Below are 19,164 nucleotides of genomic sequence, written 5' to 3'. Positions count from 1 at the left end.
GTTCAATGACCAATGGCAATTCTGAGAAAATGATACTTAATTTATCATTTTTATCCTTGGATTTCATAGCAATCAATATGAAAATTGATCTAGAACAATATACAGACAATTTTCAATCTGGATGACTATGATACTTACAACAGAACAACAGCTTGCTGCCAAAGTTCGTGCTGACTTCCCGATTTTGCAAGATAACGTTAACGGTAAACCTCTAGTATACCTAGATAATGCCTCAACCTCCCAAAAACCTTTACAAGTTCTTAAGACTTGGCAGAACTACTATGAGCATACTAACGCCAATGCTCACCGAGGCATTCATACCCTAAGTTCCAAAGCCACCGAAGCCTACGAAAACGCGCGGCAAAAAATTGCCACATTTATTAATGCCACATCTGCCCAAGAAATCATCTATACGCGCAACGCCACAGAAGGAATTAATTTAGTCGCATCCACTTGGGGAGGGAAAAACTTACAGCCTGGGGATGAAATCATTCTCTCGGTGATGGAACACCACAGCAATCTGATCCCGTGGCAACAGATTGCCCAACGCACAGGTGCTGTGTTAAAGTTTGTCGAATTAACCGACAGCCAAGAATTTAACGTAGAGCAGTTTAAAACCCTGCTCTCCAATCGAACGAAACTGGTATCAATTGTTCATGTTTCTAACACCTTGGGATGTATTAATCCAATCCAAGACATTACCGCACTGGCGCATCACTATGGCACCAAAGTATTAATTGATGCTTGTCAAAGTACACCGCACCTAAAACTTGACGTACAAGGGATTGATTGCGACTGGCTAGCGGCATCGGGACACAAAATGTGCGCTCCTACAGGGATTGGTTTCCTGTATGGGAAATTAGACGTACTCAGAGAAATGCCACCATTTTTAGGGGGAGGTAAGATGATAGCTGAGGTTTTTTTAGATCATGCCACCTATGCCGATATACCCTACCGTTTTGAAGCCGGAACTCCCGCCACTGGCGAAGCGATCGCGCTCGGTGCAGCCGTGGATTACCTCACCGCTATTGGGATGGACAAAATAGAGGCGTATGAACATGAACTGACTGCCTATTTATTTGAGCAATTAAACACGATTCCCAGCCTTGAAATTTATGGTCCTAAACCCAACGCTGACGGGAGTGGTAGAGCCGCTTTAGCCTCATTTACCTGCGGAACGATCAACCCTTATCAGTTAGCTCAAGTGTTGGATAAAAGTGGAATTGCGATTCGGGCGGGACAATATTGTACCCAACCCTTGCACCGGATTTTAGGGGTTCCTTGCACAGCTCGTGTAAGTCCCTATTTCTATAATACCCGCGAGGAAATTGATACATTTATCAGTGCGTTGAAAGAGGCGATTCCCTTGGTGATAGCACTTCAATGTAAACTTTAAATCAGAAGGCAAAAAATACAAATCCATTGTCGGGGCGGGTTTAGGGGCTCAATGGGGTGGCTTAACGATAACTGAACAACAAAACCCGTCCTTGATTTAAAGGCGATCGCGTCAGTTTTCTGGCAAATAGGATGTCACCTATAAACAAATTTATCACATTTGCGATCGCGCCCTACGAACAAAACCTTCACCATTTTATGCAACGTAAACCTCTGCAAAAATTTTTAACTCAACCTAGATCAACAAAATTAACAGCTCACGTTTTATTTTGGTTCAGTTTAAGCATAACCATCACCGCAATTTACAGTAGGTTAGCCCTCAGGGAAGCCTTTAGTCATGCCTATATCGTTCAAGACGACGCCCGCCAACACGTCTTTTGGATGCAAAAGTTCATTGATAGCGAATTATTTCCCGATGACTTAATCGCCGATTACTTCCAATCCGTCGCCCCTGTGGGATATACAACCCTTTACCGAATAGCCGCCGCTTTAGGCATAAATCCCTTTCTCTTCAACAAACTCCTACCACCCATTCTCAGCGCGATCGCGACAGGCTACTGTTTTAGTATATCCCTCCAACTCCTACCCGTACCAGCGGCAGGTTTCATCACCTCGGTACTACTCAATCAAAGTCTTTGGATGAAAGATGACCTAATCTCAGCCACACCCAGAGCCTTTATTTACCCCCTATTCCTCGCCTTCTTATACCACTTACTACGCCAATCTCTACTACCTTGCCTAACCACAATAATCCTATTATCCCTATTCTATCCCCAATACCTACTAATTTGTGCCGCCCTATTCATCCTGCAACCCTTTCCCCCCAAAAACTCACTTATACGAACCTCTGCGCCCCTCTGCGCTTACCTCTGCGCCCCTCTGCGTTTCCCAAAAAAATTCCAACTCCCCCCCCATGCCCTATCAACAATCGGTCTAATCGTAACAGTAATCGCCATTTCCGGCTACGCCCTAATTCCTAGCCAATTCGATCCAGTCATCACCGCCACTCAAGCCAAACAATTACCCGAATTTTCGGCAACCGGGCGCAGTTACTTTTTCAGTAATAACCCCTGGCATTTCTTTTTGCTCAGTCCCAGAAGTGGTATATTAGACGTAGGCTTCGTTAGACCCGCCACTTTAGCCTTAGGCATACTATTACCCATTCTCTACCGACATCCCAACTCATTCCCCCTGGTTAAATCTATTTCCCCTCAGATCCGAATATTAGCTCAAATTTTCTGGGCATCTCTATTCATATTCATCATTGCCCATCTGCTACTATTCAACCTGCATCTTCCCAGTCGTTATACAGAACATAGCTTTCGTATTCTTTTATCCGTATCAGCCGGGATAGTTTTAACAATCGTATTCGATGCGATTTTGAGAACAGATTGCCATCCCGCAAAAATTAAAACTCTCATCCTTAGCCAGGGCAAGTTCAGTGACAGCAGGGCGAATAGAAGCAATAATAGAGAAACCAGCCCCTACTCAAAACTCAGAATTTACCACTACCTAACAATTAGCTTCCTCACAGCAGTATTACTTTTCTATCCCTACTTGGTTGAACCCTTTCCGTTAACCAAATATAAAGACGGTCATTTTCCGGCTTTATATCAATTCTTCCAACAGCAACCGAAAGATAGTTTAATTGCCTCAGTATCAGAAGAGGCGAATAACTTGCCCACCTTTGCCCAACGCTCTATTTTAGTCGGGCGGGAATATGCGATTCCTTATCATTGGGGTTATTATCGTCAATTTCGCCAACGCACAATCGATCTGATTCAAGCCCAGTACAGTCCTGATTTAGAGGAAGTGAAACAGTTTATCCAACTTTATGGAGTAGACTTTTGGCTATTAGAGAATACTGCCTTCACACCAGAATATCTAGCCAATCATGATTGGCTGCGAGATTATCAACCTGTCACCTTAGAGGCGCAAAAGAGGCTAAACCAGGGAATCACTCCAGCATTAGCTGGGGTAGTTGAGGATTGTTCAGTATTTCAGATGGAGAGATTTGTCGTGTTAAAAACCACTTGTATAAGTCAATTGTAGGGGCGGGTTTTACTACTATCTTTTCGGTTGCACCCAAATGCGACTAAACCCGCCCTTGCTCAGGAAAGGGCGACTCCCAGACGTGCCATGGCACGTCTCTACATTGTGCCATGGCACGTCTCTACATTGCTCCCTGCAGCAGACCCTAGACTAAGGCAGGCATAGTTTTATGATAATGAATGCCTTCCCTCAGCGCCCGATTTCCACCTCTTCAAGGATGCCCAGCGCGTCAGGGACGAGAACGGCTGCGGAATAGTAGGCGCTGATTAGATAAGACATAATCGCCTTTTCGTTGATACCCATGAACCGGACAGACAGGCTGGGTTGGTATTCATCGGGGATACCCGTTTGGTGTAACCCAACCACCCCGTCATTCTCCTCACCGGTGCGGAGTGCAAGGATAGAGCTAGTATTAGCTTTTGTGATCGGAATTTTGTTGCAGGGAAACATGGGAAAGCCCCGCCAACCGAAGATCATCTGCCCGTTTATTTCAACAGTCTGGGGATAAATGCCACGGCGGTTGCACTCCCGACCAAAGGCAGCAATGGTGCGGGGGTGAGCCAGCAGGAACTTCGACTTCTTCCGCAGAGAGAGGAGTTCATCCAGGTCATCTGGGGTGGGTGGACCGGTGCGGGTAAAAATGCGCTGTTTGAGCTCCGCATTGTGCAGCAACCCGAAGTCGCGGTTATTAATCAGTTCGTATTCCTGCCGTTCCCGCAACGCCTCAATCGTCAGCCGTAACTGTTGCTCAACCTGATTTATGGGTTCATTGTACAGGTCAGCCACTCGCGTGTTGACCCGCAAAATGGTTTGAGCCACACTCAACTCATACTCGCGCGGTGTTAAGTCGTAATCCACAAACGTCCCAGGCAGCTCGGTTTCCACCGGATGTCCCGCTGACATCGCGATCGCGGCTTGACCGTGTTTGTCCTGGGGCTGTCTCAACCGGGCTCTAAATTGATCGACCTGAGCTTGGAGCGCCTCGGACTGGTTGAGTAACTGCCGAAATGCCTGAATCGGCAGGGATAATACTGTACAGCTCGTTACTGCCCGTAGGGTGACATGCCAACTGTCCTGGGACTCAACCAGAGCTTGACCCCCAAAATAGTCACCGTCGGCGAGTATATCTCGTAAAGCCTCTTCCTCATATTTTCCCGGTATCATCTTGTTGACTTTACCGTGAGCAATGAGTAACACGCGATCGGCTGGTTGACCCGCCTGGACAATCACGTCACCTGCGGCAAACTCTTGTTGCACAAATCCGTCAGCTAAGGCATTTAACACCTCAACATCGTCAAACCCGCGCAGTAAGGATAGCTCACATAGGGATTGGGGAATCACCCGCACTTCGGTTCCCGTATTGGTAAAACTGACTCGTCCATCCCCGACGGTATAGCGTAACCGACGGTTCACCCGATAAGTACCCCCCTTGATCTGCACCCAAGGCAACATCTTCAACAGCCACCGTGGGGTGATGCCCTGCATCTGCGGCACGGTTTTGGTCGTGGTTGCCAAATTCCGGGCGGCGGCTGTATTCAAACTCATCTGCGGCTGTTCACTCTCAACCGGCAAATTGGCGGCATCTGTCATAACTTAACTCTCTGTAATTACTAGTGACCCTTAAAACAACCTGAAACCCGTAGGGTGGGTACTGCCCACCATGGGTGTCAACTGAAGCCACAACCCTTGCCCATTCTAATTTTCAGCTACGGGGTTCCTGCTCCCTCGACTGATAGCGATCGCCACAGGAGTTGGGCGGGTTTAGTCAAGTTATCAGTTGTTGCCATAAGTTATCTGTAAAACCCGCCCCGACTTGCCCCTTAATTAGTCCTCGGTAGACAGCGTTCTCACCTTCTTCCTAACGACCGATTTCAACATCTTCAAGGATGCCTAGTGCGTCGGGGACGAGGACAGCAGCAGAGTAGTAGGCGCTGACGAGGTAGGAGATGATCGCCTTTTCGTCGATGCCCATGAACCGGACAGATAGACTGGGTTGGTATTCGTCGGGGATACCCGTTTTGTGAAGACCGATGACGCCTTGGTTAGCTTCTCCCACACGCATCAACATGAAGGAGCTAGTCCGGGTATTGGTAATGGGAATCTTGTTGCAGGGAAAGATGGGAATACCACGCCAAGCGGGTATTGAGCTGTTGCCCATGGGGACAGTGTGGGGATAGAGTCCCATCCGGCTACACTCCCGACCAAAGGCTGCGATCGCGCGGGGGTGGGCGAGGAAAAAGCTCGGCTCTTTCCAGACAATGGAGATTAGTTCATCCAGGTCATCTGGGGTGGGTGGACCGCTACGGGTAAAGATGCGCTGTTTCAGGTCTGCATTGTGCAGCAACCCAAAGTCGCGGTTATTAATCAGTTCATGTTCCTGCTGTTCCCGCAATGTCTCAATCGTCAGCCGCAATTGCTGCTCAGTCTGATTCATCGGTTCGTTGTACAAGTCAGACACTCGCGAGTTGACCCGCAACACCGTTTGAGCCAAGCTCAACTCATACTCACGGGGAGCGGCTTCATAATCCACGAAGGTTCCGGGCAAGGGGGTTTCACTCTGATGTCCTGCAGATAAATCGATCAAGGCTTCCCCTTCGGCGCTCTGGGGTTTGCTCAGGCTAGCGCGGTATTGATCAACCTGAGCCTGCAAGGTTTCAGATTGGCTAACCAACTGCCGAAACGCCTCTTCCGGTAGTGACAAAACAATGCAGCGAGTCACGGCTTGTAGGCTAACGTCCCAAGTATCTTCCGACTGCACAACGGCTTGGTCACCAAAATGATCGCCGTCAGCCAGCACCCCTAAGACGACTTCATCACCATATTTTCCAGATCCAATCACGTTCACTTTACCATGGGCAATCAGGATGACCTGGTCTGCCGATTGACCCGCCTGAATGATCACATCACCAGGGGCAAATTCTTGCTGCACAAATCGGTCAGCTAAAACAGCGAGTACCTCTTCATCCTCAAACCCCCGCAGCAACGGCAGTTCACACAGTTCTTGGGGAATCACGCGGATATCAGCCCCAACGTTGGTGAAGGTAACGCGCCCATCGCCAACGGTATAGGTTAACCGACGGTTCACCCGATAGCCACCACCGACGACTTGTATCCAGGGCAGCATTTTCAACAACCACCGGGACGAAATGCCCTGCATCTGGGGCTTGGTTTTGGTGGTGGTTGCCAAATTCCGGGCAGCGGCTGTGTTTAAGGTTAGCTGCGGTTGATCATTTTGATTTTCTAGGGGCGTATTTGCTGCATCTGTCATGATGACTCTCCTTTGGTTAATGTTAGTGGATATCCTGGGCAGTTGGTAACCAAGGGCTTGGTAACCAAGCCCCTACGGTTTCGGTGACGACACCTTCCGCTCTACAGAACTTAGACAATCTTGGATATACCTAGATTGAGGTCTGCTTCCTGCTTCATTGACTCGCACTGCCCAGAGGCTGTAACTTTAGAGTCTCCACAGGCTACCACCGTCGAGCTGACGGCAGGAGTATAGTTTTCCAGATTGACCGAGGCGTTGAAATCTTGATCTTTTTTCATGCCACAGCACGAACCAGAAAATGTGCGAATGTGCAATGGCATCTGCTGTTGGTGGGAGTATTCAGAACACAACTGACTGAATGGATAGAATCGAGAAGCTACAATTACTTCGGCTCCGTACCAGGAGGCTTTGTACAGCAATTGGCGTTTGAATTCGTAGCATCCACAATCGGCTATGGCTGAGGCTAACCGATGGTTTTTGTGCCTCCCAGAACCATGCAAATCCTCAATCACAATGGTGCTGTGGTTCTTAGCTAACCATGTCGTGAGTTTATGCAAGGCATCGGCGCGAACGTTAGCGACTCGCCGATCTTGTTTAGCCAGTCGGTTGCTCGCTTTTTGACGGTTGGATGAGCCTTTTACCTTTCGGCTCAGGGTACGTTGCAGGCGAACTAACCGACCCTTGGCTTTTTGATAGGCTTTGACGTTCTCTACCTCGGTTCCATCGGAACAGGTGGAGAGTCGATTAATTCCTACATCTACGCCGATTCTATCACGAATTTTCGCTGTGGTTTGGATATCTTTTTCGTAGCTGAAACTGATGTACCAATCCTGAGCCAGTTTACTTATAGTGACATTTTTTACAGTAACACTTGGCGGTATTTCATGACAAGTTATCCAGCCAATTCGAGGTAAGTTTATCCGATTTCCACTAATTTTGATGCCGCCTTCTAAGTAGAAGCTGTCCTTGTTTCCCTTCTTTTTGAATGTGGGTTTCTGGGACACCTTTGACACCAACCATCGCTGTAATGCCGTGGCTAGATGTCGCAGCGCTTGTTGAGGGCTACAGGGGGAAACCTCATCGTACCAAGGGTTTACAGATTTCACCTCTGCGAGTAAACGCTGATGGAGGTCAATCGCCGTTGGCAGTTTTTCTTTATTGTCTAACGCTGTAAGACATAAGGAAAGTCCCCAGTTCCAAGCATGACGTGCCGTGCCTGCGTGTTTAGCTAACAAGGTTGCCTGCTTGTTATTGGGCTTGAGTTTGGTTTTAAAGCTGACTTGCGGCATCTTTCAACGGCTCTACTGTTTGCTTGTTTTTCTGTGACCAAGACTCATAGAATCTGGCAGAAAATACAGTAATTATCTCGAAAACATCTGATTGGTCTGAGCTAGATCCTCGCGCATAACCGATGGTTTTTCTGCTTCCTTGTCTAATTTTGTAGACCATTGTCTAATTACAGCCCTTCATTTTTACCCCCTGTATCTAAACCCGTAATTTCGCCAAATTAGCTTTTGGTTCCTTAGGACTTACGCTTTTTTGACGGCACAGGCGCTACCTGTAGGGGCACGGCAATGCCGTGCCCCTACCATAAATGGCGTTTGTGCGTAAGTCCTGTTTCTAACATTGAGCTAATCTGCATCGCTGACGTGCCTAACCCTGTGGGAAGACTGGGTAAACTCTCCGCCACTGGCTCCGCTTCGGTTTCTGGCTGGGGAGTCTCCGCTAAGCTGGCGGCAATTTGCATCGCTGACGTGCCTAACCCTGTGGGCAGACTGGGTAAAGTCTCCGCCACTGGCTCCGCTTCGGTTCCTAGCTGGGGAATACCGACCGAACTCAACAACGATGTTATCCGTGCGGCTGAGCAACCTAAGGCGGTAGGCGCATTGAACAAGTTCCTGGGGCTGGGATCGCGTTTAAATTCAGGTTCTTTGTAGTAGCTGCCACCCAAGTGCCATTTGAGCATACCAGACATCATGAACTGTAGTTGTTCAACATACTCAAATAGCTGTTCGCGAGCCCTTGTATCTAGGTCAAAGTCCTCACAGAGCGCTGGGAGTTCGGTGGCGACGATGTGTTCAAACTCACGCACCCGCGCCGTGATCAGGTTATTAACAATCTCAACCGCTTTTGCCACATCACAGTCAAGAAAATGCTGAGTGATCAACACGCTATTGAAAAGTATGCCTTCAGATTCCATTTCTTTCTGATAGGATACGATGTCATTGACTAAACTGGAAACATTGGCACCCGCTTTGTGCATGCTTTGTACCGGTTGACTGTCATAAAGCTCAGGGGGCATTTTCTCGCTTTGGTTCAAGAGCATCAGGAAATCAAAACCAAATGTCTTGATACGTGTCTCTACATAATCGATTGGGTCAGGGATACGATTTTGTGCCTGGTGGTCAAGTTGCCACGCCCAACTTTCAAATATTTTTACGAGTAAACCCCTCATCTCCTCCTTGTCCTCGGCAGACAAACAAGAAGTCATTCTCTGCCATAGATACACTAAACCCCGTTCCGATGGGTTAGTTGGCATCAACATCGGACCAGAGTCGCTAGAGATCAATGCCAATAGTCGAGCCAGGAACACTCTACCCCCTACTATGTCGCGGGTCGCTAAGTAGCGTCCATCAAATACACAATCAAGGTAAAAACCCCAAACCATGCCTTTTGTCGCCAGCTCATAGACAGTTTTGGCAGCCTTCGGATACACTAATGCACAGGTCAACGCTGCATCGATCGCATCAAATCTCTGTTCATCCCAGAAACTGATGCCAGGAATACCGATCAGTCCCATTTCGTAAGCCCATTCCTTAGACTTCCGTCGCCCTTCCTCTAGGTGCGGATTCAATCCTGTCGAAAAGGGCATATAAAACTCGGGTAGGGGAATTTCTCCCACCGTCTGGAAAGGAATATAATTATAGGTTCTCACCCTTAATCCCATCGCCGCCGGCGATAAGCCTATACGCGCCGCTGCCGTACCCAAGCCCTTGGGTCCTGCGAGTGGCGATTCTTTTTTCGATTCGGCGGGAATGTATCTGCCTCCGGGGCGAGTTTCCCACTCCAGATCCCCAGCCATCCAGTCTTGCAGGGCTTTCACATAGCGAAATACCCGGTAACGTGCCTCACTATCCAACCCATACTCATCCAAGAGTGGGGGGAGTTCCACCGTCATGGTATGCTCAAACTGGAATAGTCGTGAAGTCACTAAGTCATTAACGAAGTTAACAGCGTCCTGGATCTCCGTGTTGAAGAAGTGTTCCGCCACCATTACACAGTTATTGCTCCTGCCTTCATCAATATCCTTCTGGTAAGAAATGATGTCGTTGCGTAGAGCTACGCTGTCACAGAAGATGTCTTTTAACACCCGGATAGGTCGCTTGTTGTAAATTTCGGCTGGGATCTCAGCCGCTAGAGAGTGTTCGACCAAATCCGCCGACCAAAACATCCCGCTGACCTGACGACGCAACATGACGTATTCTACTGGATCTATGATCCGCTCTTGGTTTTTGTCCTGGTTGAAAAGTTCTCGCAGGGCGGTATAGGATAGTGTCCGGTAATGTTCAACAAACCGTTGTCGCCACTGCTGAGACATCGTCGGTGCACTCCGAAACCACAAATCAATCAGGGCGCGTTCTGTCGGGTTTTTGGGTTCTGGAAGGGGCGTTGATAAATCCGTAGCCATAAAAGACATGACTCGATCGATATAAGACCTAGCCTGTCTGACATCCTGGTTTCCCACCTCAAATGTTTTAGCGAAATAGTCATCGGCAAACCACCCCCAAACATACCAATCGCTGAGTAAGTCCAACTCCAATGCGGGTGCATCCGGGTGAGTGGCGGCAGCAAAGCCAGCAAAATCCATCGCATCAAAGGTTTTTTCATCCCATACGGCATCCTCATCAGATCCCAGGATGCCCATCCGATACGCCCATTCCTTGCAGTGTATGCGTGCCCCCTGTACATTGGGGTTCACACGCGCGGGCCAAGGCATATAAAAATCAGGTAATTCAAAGGTTGGCTGGCTTGATGTCATTGTTCGCTTAAACTTAATTTCAGAAAATTGTCTAGTCTTAGGTCTGGGTGGAAGTCCGATCAATTGGATAGCCATGATAAACTCGGATATAAGATAGTCGTCTTATACCTTGTCTTCACTAATTCACAACAAACCTGCCGAAACTGCCGATTCGCACGGTTTCAATTGGTTCACAGCTAGTTAGGCTGGCTTGACTCAAGTAGGCAGTTTTAAAGTAACACTGATTCTTTAAATAAATGATTATGGCATCGCTCAGTACAACCTTACTAAAGCCCATTTAATGGCTGATAATGACCATAAAAAACCACCTACTTTTTATCTCATTAGCCAGAGTATCTCAAATCATTGAGTTTAATTTTTTTTGTAATCAAAGTTAACATTTTGGGCAACGTGGTTCAGCCGTGGGGTTTTGACGTTAAGACTTGGTTAATTTTCTCCAAGCCCATTGCCCTTTTGTGCTTAAGTTAACAGACCCAGGGGGAACCGGTAGGGGTTTGGTCACCAAACCCCCTTTCAGATACAATCAAGGGTTGTAGAAAAAACAGTATCAGGAGAAAAAACGTAAGTGCTAACCCTTGGCGTCAACATTGATCACATCGCCACCATTCGACAAGCACGACGCACTGTGGAACCCGATCCCGTGGCGGCGGCGGTGTTAGCCGAATTAGCGGGTGCGGATGGGATTACTGCCCACCTGCGGGAAGATCGACGCCATATCCAAGATCGGGATATCCGACTCTTGCGTCAGACGGTGCGAACTCACTTAAATATGGAAATGGCACCAACGGAGGAAATGATCGCGATCGCACTCGATATTAAACCAGACTATATTACCCTAGTTCCAGAACGGCGGGAGGAAGTCACCACTGAGGGAGGATTAGATATTGCGGGTCAAAAATCCCGTCTAGGTGAAGTCGTGGCGCAGTTGCAAGAGGCAGGAATTCCCGTTAGTCTATTTATCGATGCTGATCCTGCCCAAATTGAAGCCTCGGCAGCCATTAACGCCAAGTTTATTGAACTGCATACCGGTTCCTATGCAGAAGCCAAAGACGAAGCCAGTCGCCAAACGCAACTGGATTTGTTAGCCAAAGGATGCCAAGACGCGATCGCGGCTGGGTTGCGTGTGAATGCCGGTCATGGTTTAACCTATTGGAATGTTTACCCAGTAGCTTGTTTACCGGGGATGGAAGAACTTAATATTGGTCATAGCATTATCGCGCGAGCCTCCCTCGTTGGATTAGAACGAGCCGTTCGAGAAATGAAACAAGCCATGCTGAGAAAACAATGAGGGGAGTTAATTCAAAAATCATGTTTCATACATACCCTGGCACGTCTGTCAATTGTCGGGGCGGGTTTAGCCCTAATTGTAGGGGCGGGTTTAGGGAATCAATTCAGCTAGTCACCGTTAAATTAACAACAAAACCCGCCCTACCCACCGATAAATTAACAACAAAACCCGCCCTACCCACCGATAAATTAACAACAAAACCCGCCCTACCCACCGTTAAATTAACAACAAAACCCGCCCTGCCCACCGTTAAATTAACAACAAAACCCGCCCTGCCCACCGTTAAATTAACAACAAAACCCGCCCTGCCTAACGTTAAATTAACAACAAAACCCGCCCTGCCCACCGTTAAATTAACAACAAAACCCGCCCTGACTAACGTTAAATTAACAACAAAACTCAATTGATCGGGGCGGGTTTAGTCAAATCTGGGTCAAAAAGAGATGATAGCCGTTAAACCCGCCCCTACACAATCAAAACGTTCCCAATCACCTGTTCACCAATCACCCAATTAAAACCATGCAAACCTATTACTATCTAGTCGCCAGTCAACGCTTCTTACTTGAAGAAGAACCCTTTGAAGAAGTTCTGAGAGAACGAACCAAAGACTACCAAGATAAAGGAAAAGAGATTGACTTTTGGCTAGTCAAACAACCCGCCTTTTTAGAAGCTCCAGAAATGGCGCAAGTCAAACAAGAATGTCCTCAACCCGCCGTCGCTATTATTTCAACCAACCCTAAATTTATCACCTGGTTAAAGCTGCGCTTAGAATTCGTCAAAACTGGAGAATTTCCGGCTCCATCGGATACAATTCCTGACCCGATCGCGTCCTTAGCCTCTGTATCATAAAGGAGGTTTATAGTCAAACCCCACCCCTAAAAACAATAAGCTGGGGCAGCTAACCAAGAAATCAGTACCCCTAAGATTGAACCCACAATCACTTGAAACGGGGTATGCCCCAGCAATTCCTTGAGGCGATCCTCATTAAACTGTTTGCCTTCCTGAAATAACTCATCAATAATTTGATTAAGGATACGAGCTTGCTTACCTGCAGCTTGTCGAACCCCGGCGGCATCGTACATAACAATGATTGCAAAAATCGTCGCGATCGCAAAATCAGGAGACGCCCATCCCATCGTTTGTCCCACACCCGCAGCCAAGGCGGTAACCAAAGCTGAATGAGCGCTAGGCATCCCCCCAGTCGTCACCAGAGTGCGGAGATTAAATTTCCGATCTTTTGTTAACTCGACCAGTAGCTTCAGGAGTTGAGCCACTAAACAAGCAATCAGCGCAACCAGTAGTACCTGGTTGTTTAGGATATTGCCAAAATCCTGCATCGTGTTTCAGTTAAAATGGGTTGTTGATCAACGGATGTTTAAGCACTTACCAATGACGAATGACAATGACGAATGACATAAGACGAATAACATAAGACTAATACGTCCGCGCTGTAATAAAATCAGCCAGAGCAATTAAAGGTTGAGAGCGCTCACCAAACGGTTCAAGTTGGGCAATAGCCTCTTCAATCAACTCTTGAGCTTTAGCTTTAGAAGCCTCTAGTCCCCAGAGGCTAGGATAGGTGGCTTTCTGCGCTTGCAAATCCTTCCCAGCCGTTTTGCCTAATTCCTCCTGAGTTGCGGTGATGTCCAGGATATCATCAATAATTTGAAACGCTAAACCAATATTTTGAGCATAGCGAGACAGACGTTCTATATCCGCATCCGTTGCACCCGCCAAAATTCCGCCACAGACGACGCAGCTTTCCAGCAACGCTCCGGTTTTATGGGTATGAATGTAATTAAGGGTTTCCGCTTGAATATCCGATTTTCCCTCGGATTCCAAATCAACCACCTGACCCCCAACCAATCCAGCCGCGCTCAACGTCCAACCTAGACGAGCAATCACTCGCAACACCCGCTCGGCGGGAACTCCCTGAGTTTGGGTGGCAACATATTCAAACGCATACGCCAGCAAACCGTCACCCGCTAGAATCGCCATATCCTCACCGTAAACCTTATGGTTGGTGAGTTTACCCCGACGGTAGTCATCGTTATCCATAGCGGGAAGGTCATCATGGATTAACGACATCGTGTGGAGCATTTCCAACGCGCAAGCGGTTGGCATTGCCATATCAATCGTGCCACCCATCAGTTCACAGGTTGCCAGACAAAGAATCGGACGTAATCGTTTCCCCCCAGCTAAGAGAGAATAGCGCATTGCCTCATAAATCTTTTCCGGATAACCTAGGGGTAAAGAACGGTCTAAAGCAACCTCAACTTGAGCTTGCCGCTCTTTGAGATAGGTTGATAAATCAAAGGTTGGGGGTTCCCCATTGGGGGCAGGTCGCCCATCTGTTGCTACCATGCCATTATTCCTTAAATCGTCTTTTCACTTTCTTAACAATTTTACGAGCCTAGGGGCGTTATGAGTTAGTCCTGGTATAGCTGAAAACAGTATTTTGCAATAACATCGTCACCGTCATCGGTCCAACGCCACCGGGAACCGGGGTGATAAATTGGGTCATGTCTCGAACGGCATCAAAATCCACATCACCCACCAACCGGGATTTTCCCTGAGCATCGGTAACGCGATTGATACCCACATCAATCACAATGGCATTCGGTTTAACCTGATCCGCCGTAATTAGATTAGGGCGTCCTGCGGCAGCAATCAAGATATCCGCCTGACGGGTCAGTTCAGCCAAATTTGGCGTGCGCGAATGGGCAATGGTTACCGTAGCATCGGCTTCGAGTAACATCAGTGCGATGGGTTTACCGACCAAAATACTCCGCCCCACAACAACAGCATTTTTCCCTTTCACATCAATTTGATACTCCCGCAACAGGCGCATCACTCCCGCTGGGGTGCAGCTTCGCAGTCCAGTTTCACCTCGCAGCAGACGCCCTAGATTGAGGGGATGCAGTCCATCAACATCTTTATCAGAATCAATTTGATGGAGTAAATAGACGGTATTGAGGTGTTGGGGGACAGGAAGTTGCAGGAGAATACCATCGACGTTGGGATCGTGATTCAGGCGATGAATGGTTTGCTCAACCTCGGCTTGAGAGACATCAGCCGGAAAATGTTGCCCAAAGGAAGCAATCCCCACTTTGGCACAGGCGCGTTCCTTATTCCGCACGTAGGTGGCGCTAGCTGGGTTATCGCCAACCATTAGCACTGCTAATCCCGGTGGGCGTCCATAAGTGGATTTGAGCCGTTCTACTTCGGCTTTGAGCTGATCTTGAATGCGTTGAGCCAGGGCTTTGCCATCCAGTAACTGAGGGTAAACAGATTTCATGGGCAGGTTGAGAGACATCTAAGGACTTTGATTATTTTACGGGTAGTGGTGCCACTGCTCAGTATTCAATTCTCAACTATCTAAGCTATAACCAGGATGTACACCGTTTAGGTGGGAAACAGTTACGGCAATGTCTGCTCAAAACGACCATCGCTCACGTCTTTGCTCGTCAATTCCAATCCGCCAAAGGTTAACTATGTTTTATCTCCTGCCAATGTGTGCTTTACTGTTTGGGGGAGGACTGGTGAGTTGTAGCAATGTCCCCCTGCAGGGTACTCCCAATGGTATGGGTAGCGCTCATTCCGTAGATCTCACCGCGATTGGTGAGATCCCATCTGAAAAGAATGCCAATACGGTGCTTTACCTTCAAGGTCAAGTCATCGCCCAAGCCCCCTTTTTGAACTCCGGGGCTTATCAACTTCAGGATACCACGGGCAAAATTTGGATCGTGAGCAATCAAGAACTTCCCAAGGTGGGTGACCAGGTTTTAATTAGAGGACAGGTACAATTTAAAAGTATTCCCATTGGTGGACAGGAAATGGGTGAAGTTTACCTTCAGGAAACAGAACAGCTCGAGCGGAAGGCTGAATAATTTTGTCATATGATGTCCGGACCCATCACCCCTAATAAAAATGTACGGGCTTGGTAACCAAGCCCCTACTCACCCTCACCGTAATTATGGGTATTCAACCGGACATGATATCATTCGTATGACGTTGGGAAGAATGAACAATCAATCTATTGAAGTCGCGATCGCGATTCTCTACCGTTCGGGACGGTTTCTCATGCAGCTTAGGAACGACATCCCTGGCATCCTTTATCCGGGGTGCTGGGGGTTCTTTGGCGGTCATTTGGAGCCAGGAGAAACTCCAGAGGTGGCGATGCGCCGAGAATTACTCGAAGAAATTTCCTATACTCCTCCCCAATTGGCAAAGTTTGATTGCTATAATGATGCCCAGGTTATTCGTCATATATTCCACGCCCCTTTAACGGTGGAATTGAATCAATTGGTATTACAAGAAGGCTGGGATCTGGGTTTATTGACACCCGAAGAGATTAAGGCAGGTCAGGCTTATTCGGAAATAGCGGGTCAGGTGCGTCCTTTGGGGCAACCTCACCAGACCATTTTATTAGATTTTTTGGCGAGGAAACCTGACCAATGACGCTGACGCGATCGCGATTGACTCATCTTTTACGTTTTAGCCAATATGCCAGCCTGTCAATGAAACTCATGGCGGTGGGAGTGGTGATTACCTCTGTTTTTATCCTCATCGCTATTTTTGCCCCTGTTTTTCAAGGATGGGGATGGCTACAAGATCCTACTGCATCTCTGATCAACCCCATCCACGAACCCCCTGGTAGCGAACATTGGTTCGGTACGACACGCCAAGGTTATGATGTCTTCTCCCGCACCGTATTTGGTACTCAAGCGGCGTTAAAAGTGGTGATTCTGGCAACTAGCTTGAGTTTAATCATTGGTGTTCCCTTGGGGTTAGTGAGTGGATATCTCGGCGGCAGATTAGATCGGGTGTTACTGTTTTTGATGGATACGATCTATACCTTGCCCGGATTGCTGCTATCCATTACCCTAGCCTTTGTCGTGGGGCGAGGTGTATTTAATGCCGCGATCGCACTGAGCATTTCTTACGTTCCCCAATATTATCGCGTTGTCCGTAACCATACCGCCAGCGTCAAAACAGAACTATTTATCGAAGCCGCACAAGCGATGGGGGCTTCCCCTAGGCGGGTTCTCTCCCGTTACCTCTTTCTCAATGTAATTCAAAGCGTCCCGGTTTTATTTACCCTCAACGCCGCCGACGCTATTTTAATCTTAGGTGGACTAGGATTTTTGGGACTAGGACTACCCGAAGAAACCCCAGAATGGGGTCATGATTTGCGTCAAGCCCTGGCTGCGTTACCCACAGGCATTTGGTGGACAGCTTTATTCCCCGGTTTAGCGATGACATCCATGGTTATTGGTTTATCGTTATTGGGAGAAGGATTAACCGAGATCATTAATCCCCGTTGGCGAGAGGGGAGATGAGGCTTCCCAGGACAACCCAAAACCTAAGAGAGAAACTCTAAATGAGTTGTAACAAGTGAAAAGGATGAAACCCAGGTATAGCAATAATTTCATTTTTTTAAATTGCCACAACCTATTTAGAATGGCTCTACCTAATACCTAATACCTAACACCTAGAAAGCACAAGAACGGGGAATCTTCATAAAATTTAACCCCGTTAAACTTGATTGATTCTTATTTAATGCTTTATAGCAACCGCCATAGCTGTTAGGACAGATCATTTATGTAGAGACGTTGCATGGCGCGTCTCTACAATGGTGACGAAAGTCCTAATCGATGTGTCTACTGCTATAACTCGTTTAAGAGGATTAGGTGTCCTGTGCCAATCCAACCGACACAGACTATAGTAGGAGCAACAAATGTCAACCCAATAGCAAATGAGGAGTACAGGTTATGCCAGAGAACCGCGTGAATACAACGATTCCCCCAGAAGATTTGGAGGCTATTCAAGCTGCGATCGCTACCCTGAAACAAAAGCTACCCTTTCTGCTCTCCCTGACACCGGAAGAAAGTAAAACCCTATTGCGGTTAGGAGATAAAAGTCGTGCCTTTGTCGCCAAAGCCCTGGATTTGGCAAGCCAACACCCAGAAATTTTGCCCGGATTGTTCGATCGCCAGGAAATGGAAGACGATTTGAATGTGTTTGAGAGCTTATATCCGATTCAGATGGCATTGACGCAGTTGACAAAACAGGTGGCAGATACGACAGCCGTAGCGGGAAACGAGGCTTATGCCGCCGCTCGTCTAGTCTACAGCTATGCCAAGGCAAGCGATCTGGATGGAGAGCTCGAACCCTATCTAGAAGATCTGGGTAAGCGGTTTCGTCGCTCTCGCCGCAAAAGTTCTGAGCCTTCTGGCCTGTAGAGACGCGCCATGGCGCGTCTCTACAATGGTGCTCGGAGGTGTTGGTTGAGGTTTAAACCTCAAATCTGAGGTCTGCAACTTCAAACGTGAGGGTTTAAACCTCAACGATCAAGGTTGGAAACCTCAAACTTGACCGTTTAAACCTCAAATCTGAGGTATAGAACATCAAAATTGAGGGTTTAAACCTCAAAGATCAAGGTCTGAAACGTCAAACGTGACCGTTTAAACCTCAAATCTGAGATTGGGAACGTCACCTTTAAAGCTTGCTCCTCAACCAAAGGTGACATCCTCCCAGCCCAAGGAACCGAGAATCGCCCCACTCACGTCGAATAATCCACAGGACTTACGCACAAACGCCACATATAGTAGGGGCACGGCAGTGAAAGAGCCCCTACAGGTAGCTCGGTCAAACAGTCTAAAATACCATAAGTTTCATCATGAGTTTACATTAAATCTATTTATATTTTTTATATATTGAAAACTTGGAATTTTTGAATGTTTACTGAAACGGCTTTATGAGATAACTACAAATAACGATCGCAGATAATATATGTATATAACTCAAGAAAAACTCCAACACATTAATACCATTACCCACGAAGGCAAAGTGGTCATCTTAGCTACCGATGCCCAGGGGAAAATTTGGTACAGCGTCAAACAAGACGGCTTTGAAGACAGCTACCTGAACACACCCCCTGAGCAAAGAACCGGCTGGGAAAATTGGCAAGAATTAGAATTACCGTTCAAGCGATGGGTGAAGGCTCCCACGCTCTTTAGCTGGGAGATGAAACCGAGCGAACCGTCTAGGTAGCGAATAAATTCGCCAGTCAAATAATTCGGATAACGTTCTACTATTGTGGTAATGTAAATACAAGTC

The 19,164-nt window shown here is 47.6% G+C and carries 16 protein-coding genes and 1 pseudogene; 9 read left to right on the top strand and 8 right to left on the bottom strand.

Annotated elements, in window-relative coordinates:
- Positions 1-127: 127 nt before the first annotated feature.
- Both RLO19_RS10690 and RLO19_RS10685 read left to right on the top strand, forming a co-directional pair.
- Positions 128-1,396 carry a SufS family cysteine desulfurase gene (locus RLO19_RS10690; RefSeq protein ID WP_446356223.1) on the top strand — a complete coding sequence of 423 codons (1,269 nt, stop codon included), beginning with the start codon at positions 128-130 and terminating at the stop codon, positions 1,394-1,396.
- A 131-nt stretch (positions 1,397-1,527) separates the two neighbouring features.
- On the top strand, positions 1,528-3,447 hold the full coding sequence (locus tag RLO19_RS10685) for a hypothetical protein (RefSeq protein WP_446356221.1): 1,920 nt from the start codon (positions 1,528-1,530) through the stop codon (positions 3,445-3,447).
- A 189-nt stretch (positions 3,448-3,636) separates the two neighbouring features.
- Here RLO19_RS10685 and RLO19_RS10680 read toward each other — a convergent pair whose 3' ends face one another.
- From RLO19_RS10680 to RLO19_RS10665, 4 genes are all read right to left on the bottom strand, one after another.
- Positions 3,637-5,037 (bottom strand): family 2B encapsulin nanocompartment shell protein, encoded by a 1,401-nt coding sequence (locus RLO19_RS10680; RefSeq protein ID WP_446356219.1) that lies wholly within the window; start codon positions 5,035-5,037, stop codon positions 3,637-3,639.
- Between the two features lie 268 nt (positions 5,038-5,305).
- Positions 5,306-6,715, bottom strand: coding sequence for a family 2B encapsulin nanocompartment shell protein (locus RLO19_RS10675; RefSeq protein WP_446356217.1), 1,410 nt, complete (start codon positions 6,713-6,715; stop codon positions 5,306-5,308).
- Positions 6,716-6,825: 110 nt separating this feature from the next.
- On the bottom strand, positions 6,826-8,004 hold the full coding sequence (locus RLO19_RS10670; RefSeq protein ID WP_446356216.1) for an RNA-guided endonuclease InsQ/TnpB family protein: 1,179 nt from the start codon (positions 8,002-8,004) through the stop codon (positions 6,826-6,828).
- A 296-nt stretch (positions 8,005-8,300) separates the two neighbouring features.
- A complete protein-coding gene (locus RLO19_RS10665) occupies positions 8,301-10,754 on the bottom strand; it encodes a terpene synthase family protein (RefSeq protein WP_446356214.1) in 2,454 nt (817 codons plus the stop codon).
- Between the two features lie 565 nt (positions 10,755-11,319).
- Between RLO19_RS10665 and RLO19_RS10660 the strand changes: the two genes are divergently transcribed.
- Complete coding sequence (locus tag RLO19_RS10660; RefSeq protein ID WP_446356212.1) at positions 11,320-12,042, top strand: pyridoxine 5'-phosphate synthase; 723 nt, start codon at positions 11,320-11,322, stop codon at positions 12,040-12,042.
- 103 nt (positions 12,043-12,145) lie between these two features.
- Here the strand turns inward: RLO19_RS10660 and RLO19_RS10655 are convergent, their stop codons facing one another.
- The gene (locus RLO19_RS10655; protein WP_446356210.1) at positions 12,146-12,445 is read right to left on the bottom strand and encodes a hypothetical protein; all 300 of its coding nucleotides are present in this window, start codon (positions 12,443-12,445) and stop codon (positions 12,146-12,148) included.
- A 116-nt stretch (positions 12,446-12,561) separates the two neighbouring features.
- On the opposite strand from RLO19_RS10655, the gene RLO19_RS10650 reads away from it, so the two are divergent.
- Positions 12,562-12,891 (top strand): MgPME-cyclase complex family protein, encoded by a 330-nt coding sequence (locus RLO19_RS10650; protein ID WP_446356208.1) that lies wholly within the window; start codon positions 12,562-12,564, stop codon positions 12,889-12,891.
- Positions 12,892-12,917: 26 nt separating this feature from the next.
- Here RLO19_RS10650 and RLO19_RS10645 read toward each other — a convergent pair whose 3' ends face one another.
- The 3 genes from RLO19_RS10645 to folD all read right to left on the bottom strand — a co-directional run bounded on the left by RLO19_RS10645 (position 12,918) and on the right by folD (position 15,340).
- Positions 12,918-13,379 (bottom strand): divergent PAP2 family protein, encoded by a 462-nt coding sequence (locus RLO19_RS10645; protein WP_446356206.1) that lies wholly within the window; start codon positions 13,377-13,379, stop codon positions 12,918-12,920.
- A 97-nt stretch (positions 13,380-13,476) separates the two neighbouring features.
- Positions 13,477-14,406, bottom strand: a complete 930-nt coding sequence (crtE, locus tag RLO19_RS10640) for a geranylgeranyl diphosphate synthase CrtE (protein ID WP_446356205.1) — start codon at positions 14,404-14,406, stop codon at positions 13,477-13,479.
- A 58-nt stretch (positions 14,407-14,464) separates the two neighbouring features.
- Positions 14,465-15,340: a bifunctional methylenetetrahydrofolate dehydrogenase/methenyltetrahydrofolate cyclohydrolase FolD gene (gene folD / locus RLO19_RS10635; protein WP_446356203.1), complete on the bottom strand. Its 876-nt coding sequence runs from the start codon at positions 15,338-15,340 to the stop codon at positions 14,465-14,467.
- Positions 15,341-15,536: 196 nt separating this feature from the next.
- On the opposite strand from folD, the gene RLO19_RS10630 reads away from it, so the two are divergent.
- The 5 genes and pseudogenes from RLO19_RS10630 to RLO19_RS10610 all read left to right on the top strand — a co-directional run.
- Positions 15,537-15,932, top strand: a complete 396-nt coding sequence (locus RLO19_RS10630; RefSeq protein ID WP_446356201.1) for a hypothetical protein — start codon at positions 15,537-15,539, stop codon at positions 15,930-15,932.
- Positions 15,933-16,065: 133 nt separating this feature from the next.
- Positions 16,066-16,503, top strand: coding sequence for an NUDIX hydrolase (locus tag RLO19_RS10625; RefSeq protein WP_446356199.1), 438 nt, complete (start codon positions 16,066-16,068; stop codon positions 16,501-16,503).
- Positions 16,500-17,384, top strand: coding sequence for an ABC transporter permease (locus tag RLO19_RS10620; protein WP_446356198.1), 885 nt, complete (start codon positions 16,500-16,502; stop codon positions 17,382-17,384). Before RLO19_RS10625 ends, RLO19_RS10620 begins: the two co-directional genes overlap by 4 nt.
- A gap of 432 nt (positions 17,385-17,816) precedes the next feature.
- A complete protein-coding gene (locus RLO19_RS10615; protein ID WP_446356196.1) occupies positions 17,817-18,287 on the top strand; it encodes a hypothetical protein in 471 nt (156 codons plus the stop codon).
- Between the two features lie 550 nt (positions 18,288-18,837).
- Positions 18,838-19,029 (top strand): annotated as a pseudogene (locus RLO19_RS10610) (hypothetical protein); the annotation flags it as partial.
- Positions 19,030-19,164: the final 135 nt, after the last annotated feature.

Source organism: Coleofasciculus sp. G2-EDA-02, from assembly GCF_040226375.1.
Classification (GTDB): domain Bacteria; phylum Cyanobacteriota; class Cyanobacteriia; order Cyanobacteriales; family Coleofasciculaceae; genus Coleofasciculus.
The sequence above is the reverse complement of the archived record's forward strand: the minus strand, read 5'-3'. Positions and strand labels throughout refer to the sequence as shown.

Excerpts from the sequence above, each read along its gene's own strand:
- RLO19_RS10690 (WP_446356223.1), top strand. The coding sequence starts at position 128 with ATGATACTTACAACAGAACAACAGCTTGCTGCCAAAGTTCGTGCTGAC.
- RLO19_RS10650 (WP_446356208.1), top strand. The coding sequence starts at position 12,562 with ATGCAAACCTATTACTATCTAGTCGCCAGTCAACGCTTCTTACTTGAA.
- RLO19_RS10680 (WP_446356219.1), bottom strand. The coding sequence starts at position 5,037 with ATGACAGATGCCGCCAATTTGCCGGTTGAGAGTGAACAGCCGCAGATG.
- RLO19_RS10645 (WP_446356206.1), bottom strand. The coding sequence starts at position 13,379 with ATGCAGGATTTTGGCAATATCCTAAACAACCAGGTACTACTGGTTGCG.
- crtE (WP_446356205.1), bottom strand. The coding sequence starts at position 14,406 with ATGGTAGCAACAGATGGGCGACCTGCCCCCAATGGGGAACCCCCAACC.
- RLO19_RS10615 (WP_446356196.1), top strand. The coding sequence starts at position 17,817 with ATGCCAGAGAACCGCGTGAATACAACGATTCCCCCAGAAGATTTGGAG.
- RLO19_RS10620 (WP_446356198.1), top strand. The coding sequence starts at position 16,500 with ATGACGCTGACGCGATCGCGATTGACTCATCTTTTACGTTTTAGCCAA.
- RLO19_RS10685 (WP_446356221.1), top strand. The coding sequence starts at position 1,528 with ATGTCACCTATAAACAAATTTATCACATTTGCGATCGCGCCCTACGAA.
- RLO19_RS10630 (WP_446356201.1), top strand. The coding sequence starts at position 15,537 with ATGTTTTATCTCCTGCCAATGTGTGCTTTACTGTTTGGGGGAGGACTG.
- folD (WP_446356203.1), bottom strand. The coding sequence starts at position 15,340 with ATGAAATCTGTTTACCCTCAGTTACTGGATGGCAAAGCCCTGGCTCAA.
- RLO19_RS10665 (WP_446356214.1), bottom strand. The coding sequence starts at position 10,754 with ATGACATCAAGCCAGCCAACCTTTGAATTACCTGATTTTTATATGCCT.
- RLO19_RS10670 (WP_446356216.1), bottom strand. The coding sequence starts at position 8,004 with ATGCCGCAAGTCAGCTTTAAAACCAAACTCAAGCCCAATAACAAGCAG.
- RLO19_RS10675 (WP_446356217.1), bottom strand. The coding sequence starts at position 6,715 with ATGACAGATGCAGCAAATACGCCCCTAGAAAATCAAAATGATCAACCG.
- RLO19_RS10625 (WP_446356199.1), top strand. The coding sequence starts at position 16,066 with ATGAACAATCAATCTATTGAAGTCGCGATCGCGATTCTCTACCGTTCG.